General features: G+C 69.7%; 18 protein-coding genes. 13 read left to right on the top strand and 5 right to left on the bottom strand.

Features of this window, described 5'->3' with window-relative positions; all coding sequences use genetic code 11:
• Positions 1 to 34 precede the first annotated feature (34 nt).
• Positions 35 to 1,345: a UDP-glucose dehydrogenase family protein gene (locus AC3RXY_RS12610; protein ID WP_491511279.1), complete on the bottom strand. Its 1,311-nt coding sequence runs from the start codon at positions 1,343 to 1,345 to the stop codon at positions 35 to 37.
• A gap of 120 nt (positions 1,346 to 1,465) precedes the next feature.
• Between AC3RXY_RS12610 and rfbA the strand changes: the two genes are divergently transcribed.
• The 4 genes from rfbA to AC3RXY_RS12590 all read left to right on the top strand — a co-directional run bounded on the left by rfbA (position 1,466) and on the right by AC3RXY_RS12590 (position 5,801).
• Entirely contained in the window at positions 1,466 to 2,335 is an 870-nt protein-coding gene (rfbA, locus tag AC3RXY_RS12605; RefSeq protein WP_491511278.1) for a glucose-1-phosphate thymidylyltransferase RfbA, read from the top strand.
• Positions 2,336 to 2,342: 7 nt separating this feature from the next.
• A complete protein-coding gene (locus AC3RXY_RS12600; RefSeq protein ID WP_491511277.1) occupies positions 2,343 to 3,293 on the top strand; it encodes a glycosyltransferase in 951 nt (316 codons plus the stop codon).
• Between the two features lie 98 nt (positions 3,294 to 3,391).
• A complete protein-coding gene (rfbB, locus tag AC3RXY_RS12595; protein ID WP_491511276.1) occupies positions 3,392 to 4,390 on the top strand; it encodes a dTDP-glucose 4,6-dehydratase in 999 nt (332 codons plus the stop codon).
• 4 nt (positions 4,391 to 4,394) lie between these two features.
• The gene (locus tag AC3RXY_RS12590) at positions 4,395 to 5,801 is read left to right on the top strand and encodes a sugar nucleotide-binding protein (RefSeq protein ID WP_491511275.1); all 1,407 of its coding nucleotides are present in this window, start codon (positions 4,395 to 4,397) and stop codon (positions 5,799 to 5,801) included.
• 8 nt (positions 5,802 to 5,809) lie between these two features.
• Here the strand turns inward: AC3RXY_RS12590 and AC3RXY_RS12585 are convergent, their stop codons facing one another.
• Entirely contained in the window at positions 5,810 to 6,898 is a 1,089-nt protein-coding gene (locus AC3RXY_RS12585) for a glycosyltransferase family 4 protein (RefSeq protein ID WP_491511274.1), read from the bottom strand.
• Between the two features lie 241 nt (positions 6,899 to 7,139).
• On the opposite strand from AC3RXY_RS12585, the gene AC3RXY_RS12580 reads away from it, so the two are divergent.
• The 4 genes from AC3RXY_RS12580 to AC3RXY_RS12565 are packed head-to-tail and all read left to right on the top strand — an operon-like array spanning position 7,140 to position 12,676.
• Positions 7,140 to 9,335 carry an acyltransferase family protein gene (locus AC3RXY_RS12580; RefSeq protein WP_491511273.1) on the top strand — a complete coding sequence of 732 codons (2,196 nt, stop codon included), beginning with the start codon at positions 7,140 to 7,142 and terminating at the stop codon, positions 9,333 to 9,335.
• 49 nt (positions 9,336 to 9,384) lie between these two features.
• Positions 9,385 to 11,028 carry a tyrosine-protein kinase domain-containing protein gene (locus tag AC3RXY_RS12575; RefSeq protein WP_491511272.1) on the top strand — a complete coding sequence of 548 codons (1,644 nt, stop codon included), beginning with the start codon at positions 9,385 to 9,387 and terminating at the stop codon, positions 11,026 to 11,028.
• Positions 11,028 to 11,564 carry an acyltransferase gene (locus tag AC3RXY_RS12570; RefSeq protein WP_491511271.1) on the top strand — a complete coding sequence of 179 codons (537 nt, stop codon included), beginning with the start codon at positions 11,028 to 11,030 and terminating at the stop codon, positions 11,562 to 11,564. Before AC3RXY_RS12575 ends, AC3RXY_RS12570 begins: the two co-directional genes overlap by 1 nt.
• Positions 11,564 to 12,676, top strand: coding sequence for a glycosyltransferase family protein (locus tag AC3RXY_RS12565; RefSeq protein WP_491511270.1), 1,113 nt, complete (start codon positions 11,564 to 11,566; stop codon positions 12,674 to 12,676). Before AC3RXY_RS12570 ends, AC3RXY_RS12565 begins: the two co-directional genes overlap by 1 nt.
• On the opposite strand, the gene AC3RXY_RS12560 is transcribed toward AC3RXY_RS12565, so the two are convergent.
• Positions 12,612 to 13,769 carry an acyltransferase family protein gene (locus AC3RXY_RS12560; RefSeq protein WP_491511269.1) on the bottom strand — a complete coding sequence of 386 codons (1,158 nt, stop codon included), beginning with the start codon at positions 13,767 to 13,769 and terminating at the stop codon, positions 12,612 to 12,614. The two genes, AC3RXY_RS12565 and AC3RXY_RS12560, sit on opposite strands and share 65 nt — an antisense overlap.
• Before the next feature lie 53 nt (positions 13,770 to 13,822).
• Here AC3RXY_RS12560 and AC3RXY_RS12555 point away from each other — a divergent pair, with 53 nt between their 5' ends.
• Genes AC3RXY_RS12555 through AC3RXY_RS12535 form a run of 5 tightly spaced genes read left to right on the top strand, consistent with a single transcriptional unit; the run spans position 13,823 to position 20,042 of the window.
• Positions 13,823 to 14,986: an MATE family efflux transporter gene (locus tag AC3RXY_RS12555; RefSeq protein WP_491511268.1), complete on the top strand. Its 1,164-nt coding sequence runs from the start codon at positions 13,823 to 13,825 to the stop codon at positions 14,984 to 14,986.
• Complete coding sequence (locus tag AC3RXY_RS12550) at positions 14,973 to 16,064, top strand: glycosyltransferase family 4 protein (protein ID WP_491511267.1); 1,092 nt, start codon at positions 14,973 to 14,975, stop codon at positions 16,062 to 16,064. Before AC3RXY_RS12555 ends, AC3RXY_RS12550 begins: the two co-directional genes overlap by 14 nt.
• Complete coding sequence (locus tag AC3RXY_RS12545; protein WP_491511266.1) at positions 16,061 to 17,479, top strand: O-antigen ligase family protein; 1,419 nt, start codon at positions 16,061 to 16,063, stop codon at positions 17,477 to 17,479. The genes AC3RXY_RS12550 and AC3RXY_RS12545 overlap by 4 nt, the downstream gene beginning before the upstream one ends.
• Complete coding sequence (locus AC3RXY_RS12540) at positions 17,476 to 18,702, top strand: acyltransferase family protein (protein WP_491511265.1); 1,227 nt, start codon at positions 17,476 to 17,478, stop codon at positions 18,700 to 18,702. The genes AC3RXY_RS12545 and AC3RXY_RS12540 overlap by 4 nt, the downstream gene beginning before the upstream one ends.
• Positions 18,699 to 20,042 (top strand): SGNH/GDSL hydrolase family protein, encoded by a 1,344-nt coding sequence (locus tag AC3RXY_RS12535; protein ID WP_491511264.1) that lies wholly within the window; start codon positions 18,699 to 18,701, stop codon positions 20,040 to 20,042. The genes AC3RXY_RS12540 and AC3RXY_RS12535 overlap by 4 nt, the downstream gene beginning before the upstream one ends.
• Here the strand turns inward: AC3RXY_RS12535 and AC3RXY_RS12530 are convergent.
• Together AC3RXY_RS12530 and AC3RXY_RS12525 are read right to left on the bottom strand one after the other, a co-directional pair.
• Entirely contained in the window at positions 19,994 to 20,932 is a 939-nt protein-coding gene (locus AC3RXY_RS12530; protein ID WP_491511263.1) for an NAD-dependent epimerase/dehydratase family protein, read from the bottom strand. The two genes, AC3RXY_RS12535 and AC3RXY_RS12530, sit on opposite strands and share 49 nt — an antisense overlap.
• Positions 20,929 to 21,927 (bottom strand): GDP-mannose 4,6-dehydratase, encoded by a 999-nt coding sequence (locus AC3RXY_RS12525; protein WP_491511262.1) that lies wholly within the window; start codon positions 21,925 to 21,927, stop codon positions 20,929 to 20,931. The genes AC3RXY_RS12530 and AC3RXY_RS12525 overlap by 4 nt, the downstream gene beginning before the upstream one ends.
• Between the last annotated feature and the right edge of the window lie 56 nt (positions 21,928 to 21,983).

Genomic DNA, 21,983 nt, shown 5'->3' with positions numbered 1-21,983 from the left:
GGATGAGGCCTGGTCGTGCCATCCGATTTCGGCCTTACGGACGCCCCATTCCGGTGTACGACCACCCGCTGCTGCGCCAGGCGCCGGCGTCCAGGCAGTTGCGACCGTCGACGACGATGCGGTGAGCGACAAGAGACGCGGCGTGCTCGGGGCTGAGCTGATGACGGTACTCGTCCCACTCCGTGACGACCAGAACGGCGTCCGCGCCGCGGAGCGCTTCATCACGGTCCGTGACATAGGTGAGCTGGGGCTGTACGCGACGGGCGTTCTCCACGGCTTCCGGGTCGGTGACGACCACCTGGGCGCCCAGTCCGTGCAGGCGCACCGCTGCGTCGAGGGCGGGGGAGTCACGGATGTCATCGCTGTGCGGCTTGAACGCGGCGCCCAGCACCGCGATGCGCTTCTGGAAGACGGAACCGCCGACCGCATCGACCACGAGCTGCACGGCGCGCTCGCGTCGCCGGAGGTTGATGGCGTCGACCTCCCGCAGGAAGGCGACGGATTCCCCGCGTCCGAGCTCCTCCGCCCGCGCGGAGAAGGCGCGGATGTCCTTGGGAAGGCAGCCGCCGCCGAAGCCGATACCGGCTCCGAGGAACCGGCGACCGATGCGGGCGTCGTGACCGATCGCGTCGGCGAGCTGGGTCACGTCCGCACCCGTGACCTCGGCGATCTCCGCCATCGCGTTGATGAAGCTGATCTTGGTGGCGAGGAAGGCGTTGGCTGCGACCTTGACCAGTTCCGCCGTGGCGTAGTCGGTGACGAGGAACGGAGTCCCCTTCGCCACCGCGGGGTGGTAGACCTCCCGCAGGACGTCGGCGGCGCGAGCGCCGGCTTCATCGTCCGGCACCCCCGCGACGAGGCGGTCCGGGTCGATGGTGTCCTGCACCGCGAAGCCCTCGCGCAGGAACTCCGGGTTCCAGACCAGGGTGGCGCCCGTGGGATGCACGCGCTCGGCGAGATCGGCGGCCGTGCCGACAGGAACCGTCGACTTGCCCGCCACGACATCGCCGGGCGAGAGGTGCGGGATCAGCGCATCGACGGCCGCGTTGACATAGGTGAGATCAGCCGCGTAGCCGTCTTTCTGCTGCGGCGTTCCGACGCCGATGAAGTGCACGGCAGCGCCGCGTGCTGCGGACATGTCTGTGGTGAAGCTCAGGCGCCCCGATGCGATCCCCTCGCTGAGGATGTCCTGCAGGCCGGGCTCGAAGAACGGTGCGTTCCCCTGCTGGAGCGACGCGATCTTCCGGTCGTCGATGTCGATGCCGACGACCTCATGGCCGATGGACGCCATTGCCGCTGCGTGGACAGCCCCGAGATAGCCGCAGCCGATGACAGACAGGCGCATGAGTGGACTCCTTCTAGAGAGTGTTGACGGCTGCGAAGGCTTCGCAGCCGTGGGCCGCGCTTGAGAGGTCAAACGCGGTTCGGTCCGTCGTCGGCATCGGGGGCATGCAACGATGGACCCGTGAAAGGGATTATTCTCGCCGGGGGGTCGGGCACTCGTTTGCATCCGATCACATTGGGCGTCTCGAAGCAACTCGTGCCGGTCTACGACAAGCCGATGGTCTACTATCCGTTGTCCACCCTGATCCTGGCGGGGATCGACGACATCCTGATCATCACGACCCCGCAGGACCAACCCTACTTCCAGCGGCTGCTCGGCGACGGGTCGCAGTTCGGCATCTCCCTGACGTTCGCCCAGCAGCCCTCTCCCGATGGCCTGGCGCAGGCGTTCACGATCGGGGCGGATTTCATCGGTGACAGCAAGGTCGCGCTGGCCCTCGGAGACAACCTCCTGTACGGGCCGGGTCTCGGCGCGCAGCTCTCCCGGTTCTCGGACGTCGATGGCGGCGCCATCTTCGCCTATTGGGTCGCGGAGCCGCGGGCGTACGGTGTGGTGGAGTTCGATGCCGGTGGCCGTGCGGTCTCCCTCGAGGAGAAGCCGGCCCACCCCAAGAGCAACTACGCGGTGCCGGGGCTGTACTTCTATGACAACGATGTCGTCGGCATCGCGCGTGACCTGCAGCCGTCAGCCCGCGGGGAGTATGAGATCACCGACGTGAACCGGGCCTACCTCGAACGCGGCAAGCTCCAGGTGGACGTCCTGCCCCGGGGGACCGCGTGGCTCGACACGGGGACGTTCGACCAGATGACCGACGCCGCGGAGTACGTGCGCACCATTCAGCGCCGCACGGGCATGTCGATCGGTGTGCCGGAGGAGGTCGCGTGGCGCCAGGGGTTCCTCTCGGACGCCGAGCTGCGCGAACGCGCCGAGAAGCTGGTGAAGTCCGGTTACGGCGCCTACCTGCTCACCGTGCTCGAGCGCGGCCGCTGAGCCGGGCATGCCAGAACAGCGCTCCGGCTCCGCCGTCGGCGATTTCGACCACGTCATCCTGACGCGATTCAGCGTACGGTTCACGCACGACCAGCCCCCGCCGGACGAGGACTGGCTGCTGTTCCGGTGGGGGTTCTTCCAGGACGCGCTGGCAGATTCCCTCGCCGCCCAGACGGTGCGGGACTTCACCTGGCTGGTCTTCTTCGACGCCAGCAGCCCGGACTGGCTGCGCGAGGCCGTCGCCGAGCTCGCACCCGGCCTGTTCACGCCGGTCTGGCTCGATCGGCCGTGGGGCCACGACGCGATCCGGCAGGCCGTGGAGGACGTGACGTCGCGGCCGTACCTGATCACCACGCGGATCGACAGCGACGACGCGGTGGCCCGGTGCTTCGTCGAGGATCTGCATGCCCGTTTCCGCCGGCAGGATTCGATGTACGTCAACTTCCTGCGCGGGGTGCAGGTGGCGCGCAACGGCCGGCTGTTCCGTTACTTCGAGCCCTCCGGGCCTTTCATCTCCTACATCGAACGCCGGGAGCAGAGCCGCCAGCCCCGCACGGTGTTCCAGAGCTTCAACCACCCCAGCAGCCGCAGGCACGCACCGATTCTGAACGTCGTCGGCCCTCCGCGGTGGATGCAGGTCATCCATGACACGAACATCGCGAACTCGATCCGCGGACCGCGCATGTGGCCAGCGGTCGTCAATCGCGAGTTCTCGATGTCCCTGCCCTATACGAGAGAGGTCGGCATCACGCGCTTCCTGCTCGAGTGGGCCGTCAGTCTCGGCCGCCTCTGGGCGCTCTGGATTCGTCATCCCATCTTCCTGCACGAGTACCTGTACGCCGTCCAGCTCCGCCTGGCCCGCACGCGGGTGCTTCCGCAGGGGACGCGGTGGGCGGACAAACTCATCGAGCCCCTGCAGGTGCGGCGGGAGCGGCGCCGCTCCCGGTCCCTGTCCTAGCGCCGGCGGATCGCGCGGTCGCGTCCGGTGGACGGCGGCGACGGGGGGATCTGGGAGGATGGGGGAAACCGAATGCCTTCCTGGGGGGAGAACCACGTATGGCGCGTCTGCTCGTGACCGGCGGAGCCGGATTCATCGGATCGAACTTCGTCCACCATGTGATCGCGAACACCGATCATTCGGTGACGGTGCTCGACAAGCTCACCTACGCGGGGAACCAGGCCTCCCTCGCGGGGCTGCCGGATGATCGCTTCACGTTCGTGCGGGGGGACATCGTCGATGCCGGGCTGGTGGATGAGCTGTTCGCGGACGCGGACGCCGTCGTGCACTACGCCGCAGAGTCGCACAACGACAACTCGCTCGATGACCCGCGCCCGTTCCTGGACACGAACATCCTGGGCACGTACACGCTGCTCGAGGCGGCCCGCAAGCACGACCGCCGGTTCCATCACGTCTCGACGGATGAGGTCTACGGCGACCTCGAGCTCGATGACCCCGCACGCTTCACCGAGACGACGCCGTACAACCCGTCCTCGCCGTACTCGTCGACGAAGGCGGGCAGCGATCTGCTCGTGCGCGCCTGGGTGCGTTCTTTCGGCGTCCGGGCCACCATCAGCAACTGCTCCAACAACTACGGCCCCTTCCAGCATGTGGAGAAGTTCATCCCGCGCCAGATCACGAACGTGCTCCGCGGTGTTCGTCCGAAGCTGTACGGTGCGGGGGAGAACGTGCGTGACTGGATCCATGCGGAGGACCACTCCTCGGCCGTCCTGCGGATCCTGGACGACGGCGCGGCGGGCGAGACGTACCTGATCGGCGCCGACGGAGAGAAGAACAACAAGGATGTCGTCGAGCTGATCCTGACGCTCATGGGCCAGCCGGCGGATGCCTACGACCACGTCGTCGATCGCGCGGGGCACGACCTGCGCTATGCGATCGACTCGAGCAAGCTGCGCCGGGAGCTCGGGTGGGTCCCGACGTATCAGGATTTCGAGGCCGGCCTGGCGGCGACCATCGACTGGTATCGCGACAACGAGGTGTGGTGGGCTCCTGCGAAGGATGCCACGGAGGCGTTCTACGCGGCGAAGGGGCAGTGACGGCATGACCGAGTACGGCAAGCAGCTGGCGCCGGTCGAGACGCCGATTCCCGGCCTCGTGGTGTGGGAGCTCCCGGTGCACGGCGACAGCCGAGGGTGGTTCAAGGAAAACTGGCAGCGCGAGAAGATGACGGCCCTCGGGCTGCCGGATCTCGGCCCGGTGCAGAACAACGTCTCGTTCAATGATGCGGTCGGCACCACCCGCGGCATTCACGCCGAGCCCTGGGACAAATGGGTCTCCGTCGCGACGGGCCGCATCTTCGGCGCCTGGGTCGATCTGCGTGAGGGGCCGACGTTCGGAGCCGTGTTCACGACGGAGATCGATCCGTCACGCGCGATCTTCGTGCCCCGGGGTGTCGGCAACGCGTACCAGACGCTCGAGCCCGATACGGCGTACACCTACCTCGTGAACGACCACTGGTCGCCGGAGGCGTCGTATTCCTTCCTGAACCTGGCGGACGAGACCGTCGCGATCGGGTGGCCGATCCCGCTCGCCGAGGCGGAGGTGTCTGCGAAGGACCGTGCGCATCCGCGTCTCGCCGACGCGACGCCCGTCCCGCCGAAGAAGGTCCTCGTGCTGGGTGCCGACGGTCAGCTCGGCCGTGCGCTGCGGGAAGAGTGCGGTGCTGCGTCCCACATCGAGTTCGCGGGCAGGACAGACCTCGACATCGCTGCCGTCGACCTCGGGAGTGCGCGGCGCTGGCGCGACTACGGGGCGATCGTCAACGCCGCGGCCTATACGAAGGTCGATCTCGCCGAGACGGCGGACGGCCGCCGGGACGCGTGGGCTGCGAACGTCACCGCTGTCGCCGCTCTGGCAAAGGTCGCGACCGAGAACGACATCGTCCTCGTCCACGTGTCCAGCGACTACGTCTTCGACGGCTCCGCAACCTCACCGTACGGGGAGGACGAACCCGTCTGTCCGCTCGGTGTCTATGGCCAGACGAAGGCCGCCGGCGACGCGATCGTGACGACGGTTCCGCGGCACTATGTGCTGCGCACGTCGTGGGTGATCGGCGACGGGGCGAACTTCGTCCGAACGATGGCCGCTCTGGCAGACCGGGAGGTCTCCCCGGCGGTGGTGAGCGACCAGGTCGGGCGCCTGACCTTCACGCGTGACCTCGCTCGCGGCGTCCGTCATCTCCTGGACGCCGGGGCCCCGTACGGGGTCTACAACCTGACCGGAGCGGGGCAGCCTCGCAGCTGGGCCGAGATCGCGGCGCGCGTCTTCGAGCTCACCGGGCACGATCCCGCGCGCGTCCGCCCGGTCTCGACGGCGGACTATTTCGCCGCGGCGACCGCGCCGGTCGCACCGCGTCCCCGGTTCTCCGTTCTGGACCTCGGCCGGATCGAGGCGACCGGGTTCGCACCCCGCGACACCGATGAGGCGTTGGCCGACTACCTGAGCTGACGCCGGACCTACGTCGCCGAGACGGCGGCCGGTCCTCGTGGCGTCCGCCGGCGCGCGACGGCGTAGACGGCGCGCAGGTCTTGGCTCTGCTGCTCCCGGGTATGGCCCGCCAACGACTGCTGGCCGGCGGTGAGCAGTCGGCGTCGAGCGGCGTCATCGGTCATCAGGAGCATCACGCGTTCCCCGAGGGCATCCTCGGGAACGCGCATCTCCGGAGCCAGGCCGCGCGCGTAGGGCTCTTCGACGACGAGTGACGGGACTCCGAGAGCGACGGCCTCGAGGAGGCCGACCGGGAATCCCTCCCATTGCGCGGTGTGCACATAGAGGTCGGCGCCGCGGAGCGTGGCGGCGACGGTGGGGGGCGAGAGCCATCCGGTGACATCGACGCCGGCGTCGAGGAGGGGGCCGGCGAGTGATTCATCGCCTCCTCCGATCCAGAGCGCGCGCATGTCCGCATCATGAGCGTGGATGTCGGCGGCGAGGCGGGCGAACCGCATGATGCCCTTCTGCGGCGCGAGCCTGCCGGTCATCGCGAAGGTCGCTGGACCCGGGGGGACCGCGGGCCGGGCGGCCGTGTCGTCGGAGAACGCGCGCGCGACATTGACGACCTCGTGCACGGGGCGGGTGCGCCGTGTCAGTGTGAGGGCCAGCTCGGTCTCGCGGCGCGAGCACGTCGCGTAGGCGGTCGTGTTCGGCGCCAGAAGAGCCTCGATCAGCCGGTAGGTGGTGCGCTTGGGGCGGCCGATGTCGCGCCTTTCGAAGGCGAAGCAGTGCGGCGAGTAGACGATGGGGTTGTGCTTGCGGACGATGGCGAGGCGGGTGTAGACGCCGGCGAAGCTGGAATGGGCATGCACCACATCGGGTGCGACCCGACGCACCGCGTGGCGGACGGCGGAGATCCGTGCCAGATGCCCCGACGGCATGCGTTCAGATGACGCGAAATGCTCCAGCATCTCATCGTCGACGTGGATGCCCGCACGGACCGCGTACAGCAGATGATGCTCGATCTCGGGGGTGGCGATGGTGAAGCTGCGGACCGCGTCGGCGACTCCGCCGCCGAAGGCTTCTACAACGTGCAGAACCCGGTCAGGGCTCATGAGTCAGCCCGCCCTCTCTTGCGATCGATGGTGTCCCGTGCGGTCCGTTCGGCCCCGGTATATGGACGAGAATGAGAAAGACACGACGTCTTGCCCGTCCGTCATCGGGGAGCGCGTTCATGGCCTAAACATGCGTATGCATACAAATGTATACATACGAATATAGTGGTGAGTCGGGCGCGCCGGCGCTCGGTGGATCGAGCGGTACGAAGAGCGCCGCGGCGCGGCTGGTGGGGATTTCATGGGGATGAAGCTGCTCGTCAACGGGGGGCGGGGATTCCGCCCCGACCTCGAGGGAATCAGAGGCCTGTGCCTGCTGATCATCCTGTCGACCCACCTCGTCGAGTGGCCCACCGGCGGGTTCGTGGCCCTCGACCTCTTCTTCGTGCTGTCGGGGTACCTCATCACCGGCTTGCTGATCCGTGAGCACCAGCGCACCGGGCGCATCGACATCCCGCGCTTCTACCGTCGCCGCATCCGTCGCCTCGGCCCGGCGGCCACCCTCGTCATCGTCATCACGATCCTCGTCGGCTTCCTGATCTTCCCGCTCGCGCGCGCGCAGTCGATCGCCTGGGACGGCATCTGGGCCGCGCTGCTCGTGGCGAACTGGAACTTCGTCGTCAACGGCACCGACTACTTCGCGACCTGGCAGCCGCAGAGCCCGTTGCTGCACTACTGGTCGCTGAGCGTCGAGGAGCAGTTCTACCTCGTCTGGCCCGCGATCATCCTCGCGGCGTTCGGGATCGGCGCGCTCGTGACCCGGCGCCGCCGCGCGGGCTCCGCGCCGGGTTCCGGGGTCGTCATCGCCACGATCGCCGTGATCACGGTCGTCTCGTTCGTCTGGGGTGTCATCCAGCCGATGACCGCCCCGCAGGTGTCCTACCTGTCCACGCTCACGCGCGCGTGGGAGCTCGGATTCGGCGCGCTGCTCTTCTTCGGCAACCACTGGTGGGAGCGCATCCCCGCCGCAGCCCGACCTGTGCTGTCGTGGGGCGGTGTCGCGATGCTCGTCTGCGCAGCGCTCGTGCTGACCCCCGATGACGCCTACCCGAGTTTCTGGGCGCTCCTGCCCGCGTTCGCGACGATGGCGATCATCGTGTCGGGTGTGGGTCAGGACTCCCGTCTGGTGCTGGTCACCAATCCCGTCGGTCGCTATCTCGGTCAGATCTCCTACTCGGCCTACCTCTGGCACTGGCCGGTGTTCGTCTATATCGCCGCGCTCGCCGGGAAGGACTCCGCCCTCTACCTGTGGGGCGCTGTGCCGATCGCGCTCGTGCTCGCAGCGCTGGCCTTCCACCTGGTCGAGGACCCGATCCGGCGTTCGTCCTGGCTGGAGCCGCGCGCGCACCGTCGGAGCCGTCACCGCTCAGAGATCCATCGGGTGCGGCGTGCGCTCGCGCTGCGCGTCGGAGCCGTCACCGCTCTCGTGGCCGCCGTGGTGCTCGCGGTCGTCGTCGCCCAGCTCCCGCGTGACGGGGAGGATCCGCCGGTCGCGCACCCGTCGCCGACGGAGAGCGCCGCGCCGGCGGGGGAGGACACCGACGACCCGGAGGCGCGCATCGAGCGGGCCGTGCTAGCAGCGCTCGACGCCGACTCGTGGCCGGCGCCGGTGCTCGAGCAGATCGAGTCTGGAACGGTGGCCGGCGAGGGGATCTTCTCCGATCGCTGCCTCGACATCACCCCGGAGATCGAGGACGAGTGCGTCATCGGGGATGCGTCGCTCCCGCGCACGGCCGTCGTCCTGGGGGACTCCGTCGCGGTGTCGTGGCTGCCCGGCCTGGGGGCCGCGCTCAATGACCTCGGATACCGGGTGCGGGTGCTGACGCACTCCCAGTGCCCGTTCGTCGACGTCTCCGTCTCCGGCGCGTTCGAGCCGGGAGCCCGACGTGCCGGCTACCCGGAGGAGTGCAATGAGCACCGTGTCTGGGCGCGCGAGCGCACACTGGACCTGCAGCCGGATCTGGTCGTCGCCGCCGATGGCGAGGCGGAGATGCTCACCCTCCTCCAGCCCGACGGCGTCGACGCCGTGCAGTACTGGACGGACGGTCTCGTGACAGCCGCCGACGCGCTGGGAGGCATCCCCCTCGTCGTGCTGACCTCGCCGCCCGCGTCGGTCAGCGTGGCGGAGTGCTACACCCGCATCGCGTCGGTGAAGGACTGCACCGATCGCATCTCGACGGAGTGGCGCGAGCAGCTGGCCGCCACGGAGCGGGCTCGCGGGGCCGCCGCGGCGCCCTTCGCGATCATCGACGCGCGTCCGTGGTACTGCTCGCCCGACGGCTGGTGCCCGGTGTTCGTGGACGACCTGGTCGTGCGCTCGGACCGCCAGCACATCGCCGCCGACTACGCCACGCACCTCCGACCGGTTCTGCAGAGGGCGATCGAACGCGCGCTCGCGTCCGCCGATGCGGGCGATGGTGCGGATAGTGGATCATAGAGCGGGGCCCGGCCTGGGCGAGGGGAGCTTGAACCGAGAGGAAACAGCTGTGAGCTTGGTCGATGTGCTGCGGGTCTTCCAGAAATTCTGGACGCTCGTCGCGATTCTCCTCGCGGCCGGTCTCGCCGCCGCGTCCGTTGCCCTCCTCGTCGTGCCGACGACCTACACCTCCGTCTCACGGCTGTTCGTCTCGACGCAGTCGCTCGGCACCGCGGACGAACTGCTGCAGGGCTCGACGTATACCCAGGCGCGCATGCTCTCCTATGCCCGGATCGCCTCGGATCCGATCGTCCTTGACCCGGTCATCGAGCGCCTCGACCTCGGCCGCACCGCGGAGGAGCTCGCCGGGAGCGTGTCGGCGATCGCCGAGCGGGATCAGCTGATCATCGAGATCCAGGCGGAGGACGCCACGTCGGTCGGAGCGGCGGATATCGCCAACGCTGTCGCCGACGAGCTCGCGACCGTCATCACCGAGGAGATCGAGGCACCCGTCGCGGGCGCTGATCCGCTCGTGAGCGTGACCGTCGTGAAGTACGCATCTCCATCGGCGGAGCCGTCGTGGCCGATCGCCTGGATGTTCCTGGCGGTCGGTGGCGCCGGCGGCCTCCTGCTCGGCGTCGGGCTGGCCTTCCTCCTGGCGGCATTGGATACGCGCGTGCGCAACCTCGACGACGTCTCGCGGATCGTCGCAGCGCCCCTCCTGGGCATGGTCTCCAAGGATCGCCGGCTGCACCGTCATCGCCCGTTGGAGATGATGGCGGGCTCCAACACGTTCGCCGAGTCGATCCGCGGGATCCGGACCAATCTCCAGTTCATCGACGCCGGCGGGACGAAACGGCGCGTGCTGCTGGTGACCTCGTCCATCCCCGGTGAGGGCAAGTCGACCATGGCGCTGAGCCTGGCGGGGTCTCTGGCCGAGGCGGGCAACCGTGTCGTGCTGATCGACGCGGACCTGCGCAACCCGTCCGTCGCCGCGCTGACCGGCCTGGAGGGCGGCGCCGGGCTCACGGACCTGCTGATCGGCCGCGCCGAGCTCGATGACGTGATCCAGCCGGCGGGGTCGTCCGGTCGACTGCAGACGATCGCATCGGGGCGGGTTCCCCCGAACCCCGCGGAGCTGCTCGCTTCGGCCGGATTCCGCGATCTCCTGACGCGTCTGGACGCCAGGGCCGACTACATCGTGATCGACAGCCCGCCGCTGCTCGCCGTCGCCGACGCGCTCGAGCTCTCCCGGGTGGTCGACGGCGTGCTGCTGGTCGTGGGCGTCGAGCGCGTTCGTCGTCCGCAGCTGGAGACGTCGATGCTCGCGCTGAATCAGGCAGCCGCTCCGCTGATGGGCGTGGTCGCCAACCGGCTCGCGCGCACCGGCGTGGACGCGTATGGCTACTACGCCTACGGCTATGAGGCTCAGGCGACCGCCGAAGCCCGCCGCTCCTTCGCCGCGGCGCCGGAGCCTGCATCGCCGGAGCCCGACGAGTCGTCCGCTGCTGATGCGCCCGCCGCCGATGCGCCGGCAGAGGGACAGACCCGGGGCGCGGCGGGCACGAGGACGAGCCAGGCCGCTGAGCCGCGGGAACGTCGTCGCCGGACGGCGCGCCCCCGGACAGAGGCCTCCGCGGGCGGCGTGGAAGCGCCAGACGCCGAAGACACGGGCGGCGCCGTCGGCACGCGCGTGAACCCCGCGGACGTCTGATGGATCTGCGCGAGAAGTGGCGCCAGGTGGGCTTCGCCGTCTTCAACATCGTCGTCACGCACGTGCCCTCCCACACCGTGCGGCTCGCGACGCTCCGCGCCTGGGGAGCGCGGATCGGCAAGAACAGCACGGTCGGCCGGGGCACGACCGTGCTGGACATCCACCGTCTGCGGATCGGCGCCGGATGCTCGATCGGCTTCCGGTGCATGCTCGACGCGCGCGGTGGCATCCGCATCGACGATGATGTGACGATCGCAAGCGACACGCACATCATCACCGGCACGCACGAGGTCGACTCCGACACGTTCGACGCGGCGTTCGCTCCGGTGGCGATCGGCGACCACGCCTGGGTCGCTTCGCGTTCGACCATCGTCGGCGGTGTCACGATCGGGCGGGGCGCGGTCGTCGGAGCGTGCTCCCTCGTGCGCACCGACGTCGACGAGAAGCAGATCGTCGCGGGCGTGCCGGCGCGACCGCTCGGAACACGACGATCCGCCCTGACCTATACCGCCGCGTACCGGAGGAAGTTCTACTGATGCTCCCCGCCCCCGACGGCAGCCGCGACCCGCTGCGCGCTGCCACGCTGGTCTATGTCGCCCCGAGGACGGGCACGAGCGGCGTGAGCGACTATGCCGACGACATCCTCGGTGAGGCGCGCGCGGCCTTTTCGACGGTGATCGAGGTGCGCCACGGCGGAGCGGGGCAGGACTCCTTCGCCGACGTGCGGCGGGTCCGCCGCGAGATCCGCCGTGCCGTGGACGCAGCGGACGGGCCGGTGATCGTGCACACCGAGCACAGCGGCGGCGTGCTCGCGCCGTTCTGGGGAATCGCTCAGCGGTCGCTCCGGCGGCCCGGCGTGCTCCGGAGCGCGACGCTGCACGATGCGCCGCTGAGCGTGTGGCTGCCGCTGCGCACCCGCGCGATCGAGAAGCACCGGCTGATCGTGCATGCGCTGCACTACCCGTTCATGCCGCTCTGGCAGCGGCTCGAACGCCGGGTGATGCGCGGGGTGATGCTGTCGACGCTGACCGCCTCCGGTGGCGCTGCGGTGGCAGAGCAGATGGGTCACGAGGATGTCGTGGTGAGCTTCCTGCCGCCGCCCACGCGTCCCCGGCTGGACCCGGCGACCGAGCGACCGCTCGCGGTGGGCCTGTTCGGCTACGTCTACAAGGGCAAGGGGTTCGACGATCTCGCGCAGCTGCGGGCGATGATCGATCCGCGCATCCGGCTGCGCGTGGCCGGGCGCGGCACCGAGGCGCTCGATCCGGTGGACGGCGTGGAGATCCTGGGCGGGGTCGAGGACGCCGCGGAGGACGCCTTCTTCGCGAGCGTCCGAGCGATCGTGCTGCCCTACGGCAGGCGGAGCTCCTACGGACCGGTGACCCATGTGGCTTCGAGCGTGGCCGCACGGTCGCTCGCCTATGGAACACCGCTGATCGCGCTGCGCTACCCCGGCCTCTCCGATGAGGCGGAGATCGTCGACGGCGGACGGGAAGAGCTCGCCGCCGCCGTGAACCGCCTGGTGACAGACGACGCCGAGATGGATCGCATGGTCGCGCGCACGGAGGGCCTGCGCGACCGCCTCACGGTTCCCGCGGCGTTCGAACGGCTTGCCGGCGGCTGGCGCGCGCGTCTGCGAACCGCCTGAGAGCGCGCCGCGCCGGTTCCTCCACCGCATGATGGGCGAAGGCGCCGGCGCCCAGGACGACCAGCAGCGTCACCGCGAGCGCGACCATCGCCAGCGGGGTGCCGGCCTCGATCCCCAGCACGCCCACGGCGGCGGCGGCCGCCAGGAGCACCGGGAAGTGCACCAGATACACCGAGTACGACGCGCGACCGGCCCACATCATCGCGGGGGACGCGAGCAGCCGCGACAGCAGCCCGCGCGATGACGCGAGCGCGAAGATCATCAGCACGATGAACGGGTAGGCCGCAACCGGAAGAGTGAGCGCCTCCGCCGGGGGCGTGAGCATGCATGCGGCCAGCACGCCGAGCACCGACAGCGGGAGCAGGACGTCGGCCGGCCGGCGCCACTGCGTCACCGGTCGCGACCGCCACACGGTGTACAGCAGGCAGCCGACCGGGAAGCACACCGCGATCCTGGTCCACATCAGGACATAGCCCGACCAGAACGGCCACGTGTGCGCTGTGGCCACCACAATTCCCAGCGCTGCCATGCCGGTCAGCAGGATCGCGATCAGCGACACGGCCGCCGCGCGCGGCGAGAGGCGCGTGAGCAGCGGTACCAGGAGGGGGAAGACCAGGTAGGCGGCGAACTCGGTCGAGATCGACCAGGCGGGGTCGTTCCAGGCCAGGGCGGGAGGGACCGCCTGGAGCAGGAACACGTTCATCACGAAGCTCAGCGGCGAGAAGCGACGCTCGTCGGCCGGGGGCATCCCGGCGAGCGTCATGACCCCCACCAGGGCGGCGACCGCGAGCAGCATGAACAGGTGCGTGGGGTAGATGCGAGCCAGCCGCAGCCACAGATAGCGCGACACGTCGCCTGGCGTGTGTGCGGCGAGGCGGTCGAGGTACGTGTACGCGATGATGAACCCGCTGAGCACGAAGAACAGGTCGACGCCCAGGTTGCCGCCGTCGATCACCGCTCCGACGACCGGCAGGCGCGGCAGGAGCTCCGGCGCGAGCAGCTGGGTGTGCAGCAGCACCACCCAGGTCGCGGCGACGCCGCGCACCCCGGTGAGCGGGTCGATGTGGGATCGCACCGTGCCGACCCTCCCCATCCACACGAATAAGATCGAGCAGGAGCAATGGTATCCGGCGGGAGGCGCACGCGATGCTTCGGTCGTTTCTGACACTCGGTGCCGCCAGCGCCTGGATGATCGTGGGGCGCGCCACCGGGATGGCATGGACGCTCCTGCTCATCGGCACGCTCGGGTTCGGCGATTTCGGCGCCTACGCGTCCGCCTATGCGCTCGCCGCGATCCTGTCCGCACCGATCGAGAACATCTTCCTCGTGCGCTGTGTCCGGGTGAGCACGGACCGCTTCGAAGGCGAGCGCACCACGCGCACCCTGATCGGTGCTGGCCTGGTCGCTGCCGGGGCGCTCATCTACGCCGCCTCGTTCTTCCTCGGCTTCGCGCTCCTGGTCGCGGGGGCCGAAATGGTCTTCAACGCCTACAAGAGCCGGGCGATGCGCGACGGCCGTCCGCACGCGATCATGCGCGCCGATGCGATCCGCCAGGTCTCGTCGATCGCGCTGGCGGCGGGCTATCTGTTCCTCGCCGGCGACACGGCCACGCTGCACCTCGCGTGCCTGGTCTACCTGCTGCCCTACCTCGTGGTGTTCGTCATCACCGCCAGACTGTGCATCGGCCACCGACCGCTGTCGCCGGGAACATGGCGCGAGCACGGGACCCTGATCGTCGACGCGCTCGTGCTCTCCCTCTACCTGCAGGGCGACATCCTGCTGCTGGGCCTGCTCGCCGACGAGCACGTGGTCGGCGTCTACTCGTTCGCCTCGCAGCTCGCGCTCGCCGCATCGACGGTGGGTCAGCTGTACGGCCAGCAGTTCGCCGCCGCGATGCGGGAGCGCCCGGACGACCCCCTCGCCGGGCCGCCGCTGCGACCGACGGCGATTCTCGGCGGCGTCATCACGATCGGTGCGATCGGACTCGCGCTCATCCTCCTGCTCATCCCCGACTATCGCGAGATGGCACTGACCCTGCTGGTGATCGCACCCTTCGCCGGGATGCGCTCGATCACCAACACCTGGGTCACCGCGCTGTACGTCCGCGGCGTGGATGTGGCCCGCATCCGGGCCAACGCGATCGCCCTCGGCGTCCGCCTGGTCGTTCTCCTGCTGCTGGTAGCATGGCACGTCGATGGGGCGGTCTCCGCGGCTCTCGCGGCCGTGATCGGGGAGGGGCTGTTGCTGTCGCTTTTCGCGCCGCTCATGCGCACCCCCCGGCAGCAAGAGGAGACGCATGCGGACCGCTGAGTTCCTCGTGGCGAAGGACCCCGGCCGCGACAGCACCGGCGACATGGCGATGCTCCGTCTGGTGCTCTCGCTCGCGAGCGAGAGCCTGTCCGTCCGTCACATCGGGATGGGCGCGGCAGCAGGCCAGCGCCCGGACGGCCGGATCGTGCCCAAACCGGCGGTGCGCCTCCCGGTCCTGGCAGCCCGCGCCGCGCTGGCACGCCGCAGCCTCGTGCACACGCGCTTCGACGGGCCGGAGATCCGCCGCGCGATCGCCGACAGCCGCGCTGATCTCTTCGTGGCCGATCACGCCTACATGGCGGAACCCTATCTCGCGACCGGGCGCACCGAACCCCTGTACACCAGCACGGTCGTGTCGGAGTCCCTGGTGTGGTCCGCCACGTACGGGAGGCTGGGGCGTCTGCAAGGACCCGTGATCCTCCGCGATGAGATGCGCGTCGCCCGCGCATCCGCGGCCGTCGCCACCTATGACGACGACGAGGCCGCGTTCTACCGGGATCACGGCATCGGCAGAGTCCGGTGGCTCGACCTCACCCTTCCGCAGCTCGAGGGGCTTCCGCCGCGTGAGCTCGCCGCCCCCCGGGTCGCTTTCGTGGGTGATCGGCAGTGGCGTCCGAACGGTGAAGGCTTCCGTCTGCTGCTCGATCTGTGGCCGCGCATCGCGGCGGGCATCCCCGGCGCAGAGCTGGTCGTCATCGGCCGTGCCGCAGAGGGCGCGCAGCCGCCGCTTCCCGACGGCGTGCGCGACCTGGGCTTCGTGCCGGATCTCGACACCGTCCTCGCCAGCTGCCGCGGCATCCTCGCCCCGATCCGCACCGGCGGTGGCGTGCGCGTGAAGATCCTCGAGGCCGCGAGCCGCGGCATCCCGGTGGTGGGAACACCCGCCGCCGTCGGCAGCCTGGATCGCGTCCTCGGTGTGACAGCGGCGGACACCGACGACCTGTTCATCGAGGCGGCGCGACGTCTGCTCCTGGACCAGGACCACGCGCGATCCGCCGGTGCCGAGATCGCCGAACGCAACCGTGCGCACTGGGCGGCCGGGGCACCGCAGCGCTCCGTGGAGGAGTGGTTGGCATGAACACGGGGCGTGCGATCGCCGCGGTCGTCGGCTACACGGTCATCGCGCTCGGCGCGGTGCTGATCGCCCTCGTGCAGGGCACGCCGGTGCTGCTGGTCGCGGCGCTCGGCCTGTGCTCCGTGCCGCTGCTCGTCCTGCTCCTGGTGCGCGCCCCGCGCGTGTTCGCCGTCCTTCCCGGCCTGACCCTGGGGTTCATGCCCTTCGCGGCCGTGCCGGGGACCGGGGCGCCCCTGGTGGTGTTCCTCGTGGTCATGCTGATTCCGGTCGTGATCTTGCACCCGTCGGCCGGCCGGCCGCGGCTGGGCGGGATCGGTGTGCTGATCATCGTCTTCCTCGCCGTGAGCGGCATCTCGATGCTGGCCAACTACAACGGGACCGCCGCGATCTGGGAGTACGCCAAATGGGCGATCGCGACCGGTGCCGCCCTCGTCGTGCTGCGCATCGCCGACCCGTTGCGACGGGTGCTCCTGCAGGCGTTCGTCGTGGGCGCCGCCGCCGGGGCCGTCGTGACCAGAGGGATGCTGGTGCTCGACCCGTCCGGCGGGTGGATCGAGCGGTTCGGGTTCCTCGGCTACGGCGGCTCTGCCGCGGTGAACTCCCGGACGGCCCTCGTCGGCGGCTCCGAGGTGCTCCGTGCCTCGGGTCTCTACGTCGACCCCAACAGCGCCGGCCTGGTGTTCCTGATGGCCGTCGGCATCGCCGGGACCGTCTTCGCCGGCGCCGCCAGGGTCGTGCTGATCACCGTGCTCCTGGCCGGGATCGCCGGGACGCTGTCGCGCTCGGCCATCGTCAGCGTGATCGTCGCGATGATCATCCTGGTCGTGGTGTGCCGCCTGGACGCCGGGCGCCGCCTCCTGCTCGTCGGGGCGGGGGTGCTCGCGCTCGCCGCCGTGCTGTTCACGCCCGCGCTCTCGTCGCGCCTTCTCGACTCGTTCGGCGGTCGCGACGTCGGCGCGTCCGCCCGCGTCGACGCGCTCCAGAACTATCCGCATCAGATGGACGGGGCCTGGCTGTTCGGGCACGGCTGGTATCTGCGGGAGTTCTGGGATCCCGTCTACGGCTACCACGTGAACTACGCCGCGAACACGCCGCTCGTGACGATCTACCGGGGCGGACTGGTCGTCGGCATCGTGCTGGTGGTCCTCCTGGTGGTGGCCCTGGCGATCGCCGTCCGCGCCATGCGTCGCGGGCACCCCGGTGCCGGTGTGCTGGGCGGGGTGCTGTTCGGTCTGATCTTCATCGCCTTCCAGCTCGATTTCCCCGTCGTCACGATGCCGCCCCTGGCCATGTGCGTCGCTCTCGTGCTGGCCGAGGTGCAGGCGCTCGACAGGGCGCCAGAGCCGGCAGACCCTGTCGTGCCCGTCGTCGCCCACCCGGTGCCCCTCCTCCCGGCGCGAGAGGCGGTGCGCGGATGACCGCCGGGGCCGGTGCGAACGCGCGACTGCGTCTGGTCGGTCTCGATGGGCTGCGCGGTTTCCTCGCGCTGTGCGTGATCGTCGTGCACGTCACCGCCCACTACGCGCCCTCGATCCTGGCGATCACCCATGTGGAGCTGCTCGGGCAGGCGATCGTGGTCTTCTTCGTGATGTCCGGGCTGCTGATCTACATGCCGTTCGCCCGCGCGATCATCACCAACACCGACCCGCTGCGCAACCTCGCCCGCTACGTGCGTGCGCGTATCCTCCGGGTCTTCCCGGCGTATCTGGCGATCTTCGTGATCGCCAACCTCCTCGGTGCGGTGTACGTCGAGAACGCGATGGTCGTGCAGTCGCGGGGGAGCGACGGGGGCACCGGCACGATCACCGACCCTGGCGCGCTGCTGCTGCACCTGACGCTGCTCCACAACTATGTGCCAGCGGAGCTGCAGACCGGCATCAACTCCTCGTGGACGCTCACCGTCGAGCTCGCCTTCTACCTCACCCTCCCGCTCCTGGCCGCGCTCGTCGCTGCGGTCGCCGGTCGCGTGCTCTCGCGCGCATCGCGATACCTCGTCGCAGCCCTGCCGGGTGTGTTCCTCATCGTGGTGGGAACCGTCAGCCGGATCGTGCTGGCTCTGGCGGCATCGCGCGGAGACCTGTCGCCGGAGATGACCGAGTGGGGACCCTATCCGATCGCCGTGCTGTCGCGCAGCATCCTTCCGTGGGCGGACAACTTCGGCTGGGGCATGCTCGCCGTCGTCTTCTACATCGCCATCCAGCGCGGCGATATCGCCCCGGCCGTCACGGTGCGGATCCGTCGCTGGATGTGGCCGACGGCGTTGCTGTTCCTCGCGCTGAGCGGCGTCGCCTACTTCGCCGCGCCCCGGTTCATCGCCGCGGCCTTCGCGGTGTTCTCGACGGCGCTGGTCCTGCTCCTGATCGTGCCGGTCGACGGCGAGCGTCGCATCTGGCGGGTCGCCCCGATCGTCGACAACCGGGTGTTCCACTGGATCGGCACGACCTCGCTCAGCGTCTATCTCTGGCACTACCCGGTCATCATCCTGCTGGAGCGCTGGGGTCTCGCCGGCGGCGACGACTGGGGCGGGTGGGCATGGAGCCTGCTCATCGTCACGATCGTCAGTGTCGCGGTGGCCTCTGCCACGTACCTTCTCATCGAACGACCCGCCATGCGTCTGGCATCCGGAAGGAAGCAGCAATGACCGTGATCTCTCCGGTGAACGATCCGCGGCGCGGCCGGCGCGCGCTCTGGGTGACGCTGATCGCGGTGGGCGGTGCGCTCCTGCTGGGATTCGTCGTGTTCGCGGCGATCGTGATCGTCGGGATGGCCAAGGAATCCGCGCAGGGAACACCCGATGACACCCCGGTGGCCGCCGGCGGATCTGCTCCGGCAGAGAGCGATCGCCGTGCGTTCTACTCGTTCGGGCACACATCGCAGACCACCGCGATCCCGCTGCCCTCTCCCGCCGTGATCGAGGAGCGCATGCCGTTCCAGCCGACGGTCGCGGCCGGCTCCTACCGCGTGGTGCTGCGCAACCTCGACTTCCGCGGTGATCTGGTCGTGCGCAACCCCGTGACGGTGAACGCGGTCTACCTCGGCCGCCACGCCGGGGACGGTCTGTTCGACGACGCGGGCACCGTCCGGCTCTCCGACGGGGGTGAACTCATCAGCGGAGGCGCGCTGACCACGGAGTGGTTCGACGCGGACACCCTGCCGCTGGGCCCCGACGGCGAGTATCTGCTCGGCATCTCCTTCTCCGCGCCGGCCAGCACGCAGCTGGGGGTGTCTCCCGCGGTCGGATGGATGCGCTCAGGGCTCGCGCAGGCGTCGATGGCCGCCGCGGACAACCTCGGCGAGTTCAACAGGGCCGGGATGTTCCTCGACGTCACGATCGAGTTCGCTTTCGACGATCCAGACGACGCGATCCCGGTGGTCGTGCCCATCGGGCACTCGCTCAATGCCGGGGCGAACGCCAACCCCGACGTCGATCACGAGGGGGAGACCAGCGCCTGGCATCAGATCTGGGCGCGCGAACACGGTGGGGTGGCGGCCTCGCTCGCGGCCGCGGGGGCGTGGACGTCGAACTACCTCGCCGACTCGCCCAAGTGGGAGCTGACCCGCACGGTCGACGCGGACTACGTCACGCTCTGGGCCTCCTCGAGCGATCTGGTCTCCGGGACGTCTCTCGACGACGTCGGTGTCGCCTGGATCGCCGTCGTCGAGCAGGTGCGCCGAGCGTGGCCGAACGCGCGCATCGTCGCCTTCACCGAGCCGCCCCGGGGCGCGAGCGGCGAGGGCGAGGCCCTGCGCGTGGCCTGGAACGACTTCCTGCGCACGATGCCGGAGCAGATCGACGCGCTCGTCGATGTCGACGAGGTGGTGGCCGACCCGCAGGATCCCACCGTGCTCTCGCCGACGTTCAACGGCGACGACTCGCACATGAGCCCCGCCGGGAACGCCCGCGTCGCTCAGGCTTTCGCCGAGGTGCTCGCTCAGCTCGAGGCGGAGACCGCGTCGGATACCGAGGACGCCAGCGAGTAGGCCGGCGCCCAGCCCAGCTCTGTGCGCAGCCGCTGGGCCGATCCGGTGATGCGGCGCGGGTCGGTGGGGCGCACGAGATCCGGGTCGATGGTGAGGGCAGGGACGTCTCTTCCGAGCGCCGTGCACACGAGCTCCAGGAGCCGGCGGCCGGAGACGGAGGAGCCGCTGGCGACGTTGTACACGCTGTGCGCGGTCTCGGACGCCGCCGCGAGTGCCAGGTAGGCCGCGGCGACGTCACGCACGTCGGTGTAGTCGCGCATCGTGTCCAGGTCGCCGACGGTGAGCGGGGCGCCGACAGGGAGTGCGCGCAGGCGCGTGATCAGGTCGGGCAGCAGGAAACCCGGTCCCTGGCCGGGCCCGAGATGGTTGAAGGGTCGCGCGATGACGGTCGACAGACCGCGCATGCCGTAGTACCGCAGCTGGTTCTCGACGAGCAGCTTGCTCACGGCGTAGGGGGAGGAGGGGATGACCGGTGCCTCCTCGCCGGTCTCCGTGTCGGCATCCGGCGGCGGGGCGTACACCGCGCCGGTGGAGACCCCCACGACGCGCGTCCGGCGTCCGGCGCGCATGAGCGTCTCGCACATCGTGGTGACCATGGCGCTGTTGTCGGCGATGTACGCCTGCGGGTCTCGGAACGAGGGGCCGACAGCGGCGCGTCCGGCGAGGTGGATCACGACGTCCGCCTCGACCCCATCCGGCCACGTGTGGCGGAGATCGCCGCCGTGGTAGTCGGCGAGCACCCCGGAAAGCTCCGGGTCGGCGGTGCGCGCGCGGGAGAGGCCGACGACGCGCGCTCCCGATGCGGCCGCGAGGCGGGAGACGTGCCGCCCGACGAAACCGTCGACGCCGGTGACGGCGATCGTCCGGCCTCGCAGGGTCGGGTGGGTCATGCGGGCAGCTTCTGCTGCTCGGCGATGTCGTGGGCCACCATCCGCGTGACGAGACCGGGGAAGTCGACCTGACGGCGCCAGCCGAGCACCTGCTCCGCCTTGGACGGGTCGCCCAGGAGGATGTCGACCTCTGCGGGGCGGAGGAACGCCGGATTCTGCACGACGAGGGGGCGCCAGTCGGCGATGCCGATCTCGGCGAAGGCGAGGGTGAGGAAATCCTCGATCGAGTGGGTCTCGCCGGTGGCCAGGACGAAGTCGTCTGGCTCGTCGTGCTGGAGCATGCGCCACATGCCCTCGACATAGTCGCCGGCATAGCCCCAGTCACGCTTGGGCCAGAGGTCGCCGAGCTCGATGCTCTGCTGCAGGCCGAGCGAGATCCGCGCGACGGCGTGGGTGATCTTCCTGGTCACGAACTCGACGCCTCGGCGCTCGCCCTCGTGGTTGAAGAGGATGCCGCACGACACGAACATGCCGTAGCTCTCACGATAGTTCTTCGCGATCCAGTGGCCGTAGAGCTTCGCCACGCCATAGGGGCTGCGCGGGTGGAACAGCGAGTCCTCGTTGTAGCCGGAGCCGGGGCGGTTGTAGTCGAGGCCGCCGAACATCTCCGACGTCGAGGCCTGGTACACCCGGGTCTTGTGCTGCCGGCCGGTGAGCCGGACCGCTTCGAGCACGTTGAGCACGCCCTTCGCGGTGACCTCGGCGGTGAGCGTGGGGTTCTTGAACGAGTAGCCCACATGGCTGACCGCAGCGAGGTTGTACAGCTCGTCCGGGTCGGCCGCCTCGACAGCGCGCACGAGCGAGGTGGGATCGGTCAGGTCGCCCTCGATGAGGGCGACCTCCGGGAACTCCGCTTCGACAGCGGCGCGGCGCGGGTTGTTCTGCCCGCGGATCAGTCCGAAGACCCGGTACCCCTTGTCCCGGAGAAGCGCGGCGAGGTGACCGCCGTCCTGACCGGTGATGCCGGTGATCAGAGCGGATCGTGCCTCGGTCATATGCCCTCCTGAGAACGCATGCTGCGTGTCGAAAAATTGCGACGCGCGGGGCTGGT

It is taken from the genome of Microbacterium longlingense (genome assembly GCF_058349825.2).
The sequence above is the reverse complement of the archived record's forward strand: the minus strand, read 5'-3'. Positions and strand labels throughout refer to the sequence as shown.

What these genes read in the sequence shown, in the direction of transcription:
- AC3RXY_RS12530 (WP_491511263.1), bottom strand. Translation starts at nt 20,932, where the DNA reads ATGACCCACCCGACCCTGCGAGGCCGGACGATCGCCGTCACCGGCGTC.
- AC3RXY_RS12540 (WP_491511265.1), top strand. Translation starts at nt 17,476, where the DNA reads ATGACCGCCGGGGCCGGTGCGAACGCGCGACTGCGTCTGGTCGGTCTC.
- AC3RXY_RS12610 (WP_491511279.1), bottom strand. Translation starts at nt 1,345, where the DNA reads ATGCGCCTGTCTGTCATCGGCTGCGGCTATCTCGGGGCTGTCCACGCA.
- AC3RXY_RS12560 (WP_491511269.1), bottom strand. Translation starts at nt 13,769, where the DNA reads ATGGGGAGGGTCGGCACGGTGCGATCCCACATCGACCCGCTCACCGGG.
- AC3RXY_RS12585 (WP_491511274.1), bottom strand. Translation starts at nt 6,898, where the DNA reads ATGAGCCCTGACCGGGTTCTGCACGTTGTAGAAGCCTTCGGCGGCGGA.
- AC3RXY_RS12555 (WP_491511268.1), top strand. Translation starts at nt 13,823, where the DNA reads ATGCTTCGGTCGTTTCTGACACTCGGTGCCGCCAGCGCCTGGATGATC.
- AC3RXY_RS12525 (WP_491511262.1), bottom strand. Translation starts at nt 21,927, where the DNA reads ATGACCGAGGCACGATCCGCTCTGATCACCGGCATCACCGGTCAGGAC.
- AC3RXY_RS12570 (WP_491511271.1), top strand. Translation starts at nt 11,028, where the DNA reads ATGGATCTGCGCGAGAAGTGGCGCCAGGTGGGCTTCGCCGTCTTCAAC.
- AC3RXY_RS12545 (WP_491511266.1), top strand. Translation starts at nt 16,061, where the DNA reads ATGAACACGGGGCGTGCGATCGCCGCGGTCGTCGGCTACACGGTCATC.
- rfbB (WP_491511276.1), top strand. Translation starts at nt 3,392, where the DNA reads ATGGCGCGTCTGCTCGTGACCGGCGGAGCCGGATTCATCGGATCGAAC.
- AC3RXY_RS12535 (WP_491511264.1), top strand. Translation starts at nt 18,699, where the DNA reads ATGACCGTGATCTCTCCGGTGAACGATCCGCGGCGCGGCCGGCGCGCG.
- AC3RXY_RS12600 (WP_491511277.1), top strand. Translation starts at nt 2,343, where the DNA reads ATGCCAGAACAGCGCTCCGGCTCCGCCGTCGGCGATTTCGACCACGTC.
- AC3RXY_RS12565 (WP_491511270.1), top strand. Translation starts at nt 11,564, where the DNA reads ATGCTCCCCGCCCCCGACGGCAGCCGCGACCCGCTGCGCGCTGCCACG.
- AC3RXY_RS12590 (WP_491511275.1), top strand. Translation starts at nt 4,395, where the DNA reads ATGACCGAGTACGGCAAGCAGCTGGCGCCGGTCGAGACGCCGATTCCC.
- AC3RXY_RS12550 (WP_491511267.1), top strand. Translation starts at nt 14,973, where the DNA reads ATGCGGACCGCTGAGTTCCTCGTGGCGAAGGACCCCGGCCGCGACAGC.
- AC3RXY_RS12580 (WP_491511273.1), top strand. Translation starts at nt 7,140, where the DNA reads ATGGGGATGAAGCTGCTCGTCAACGGGGGGCGGGGATTCCGCCCCGAC.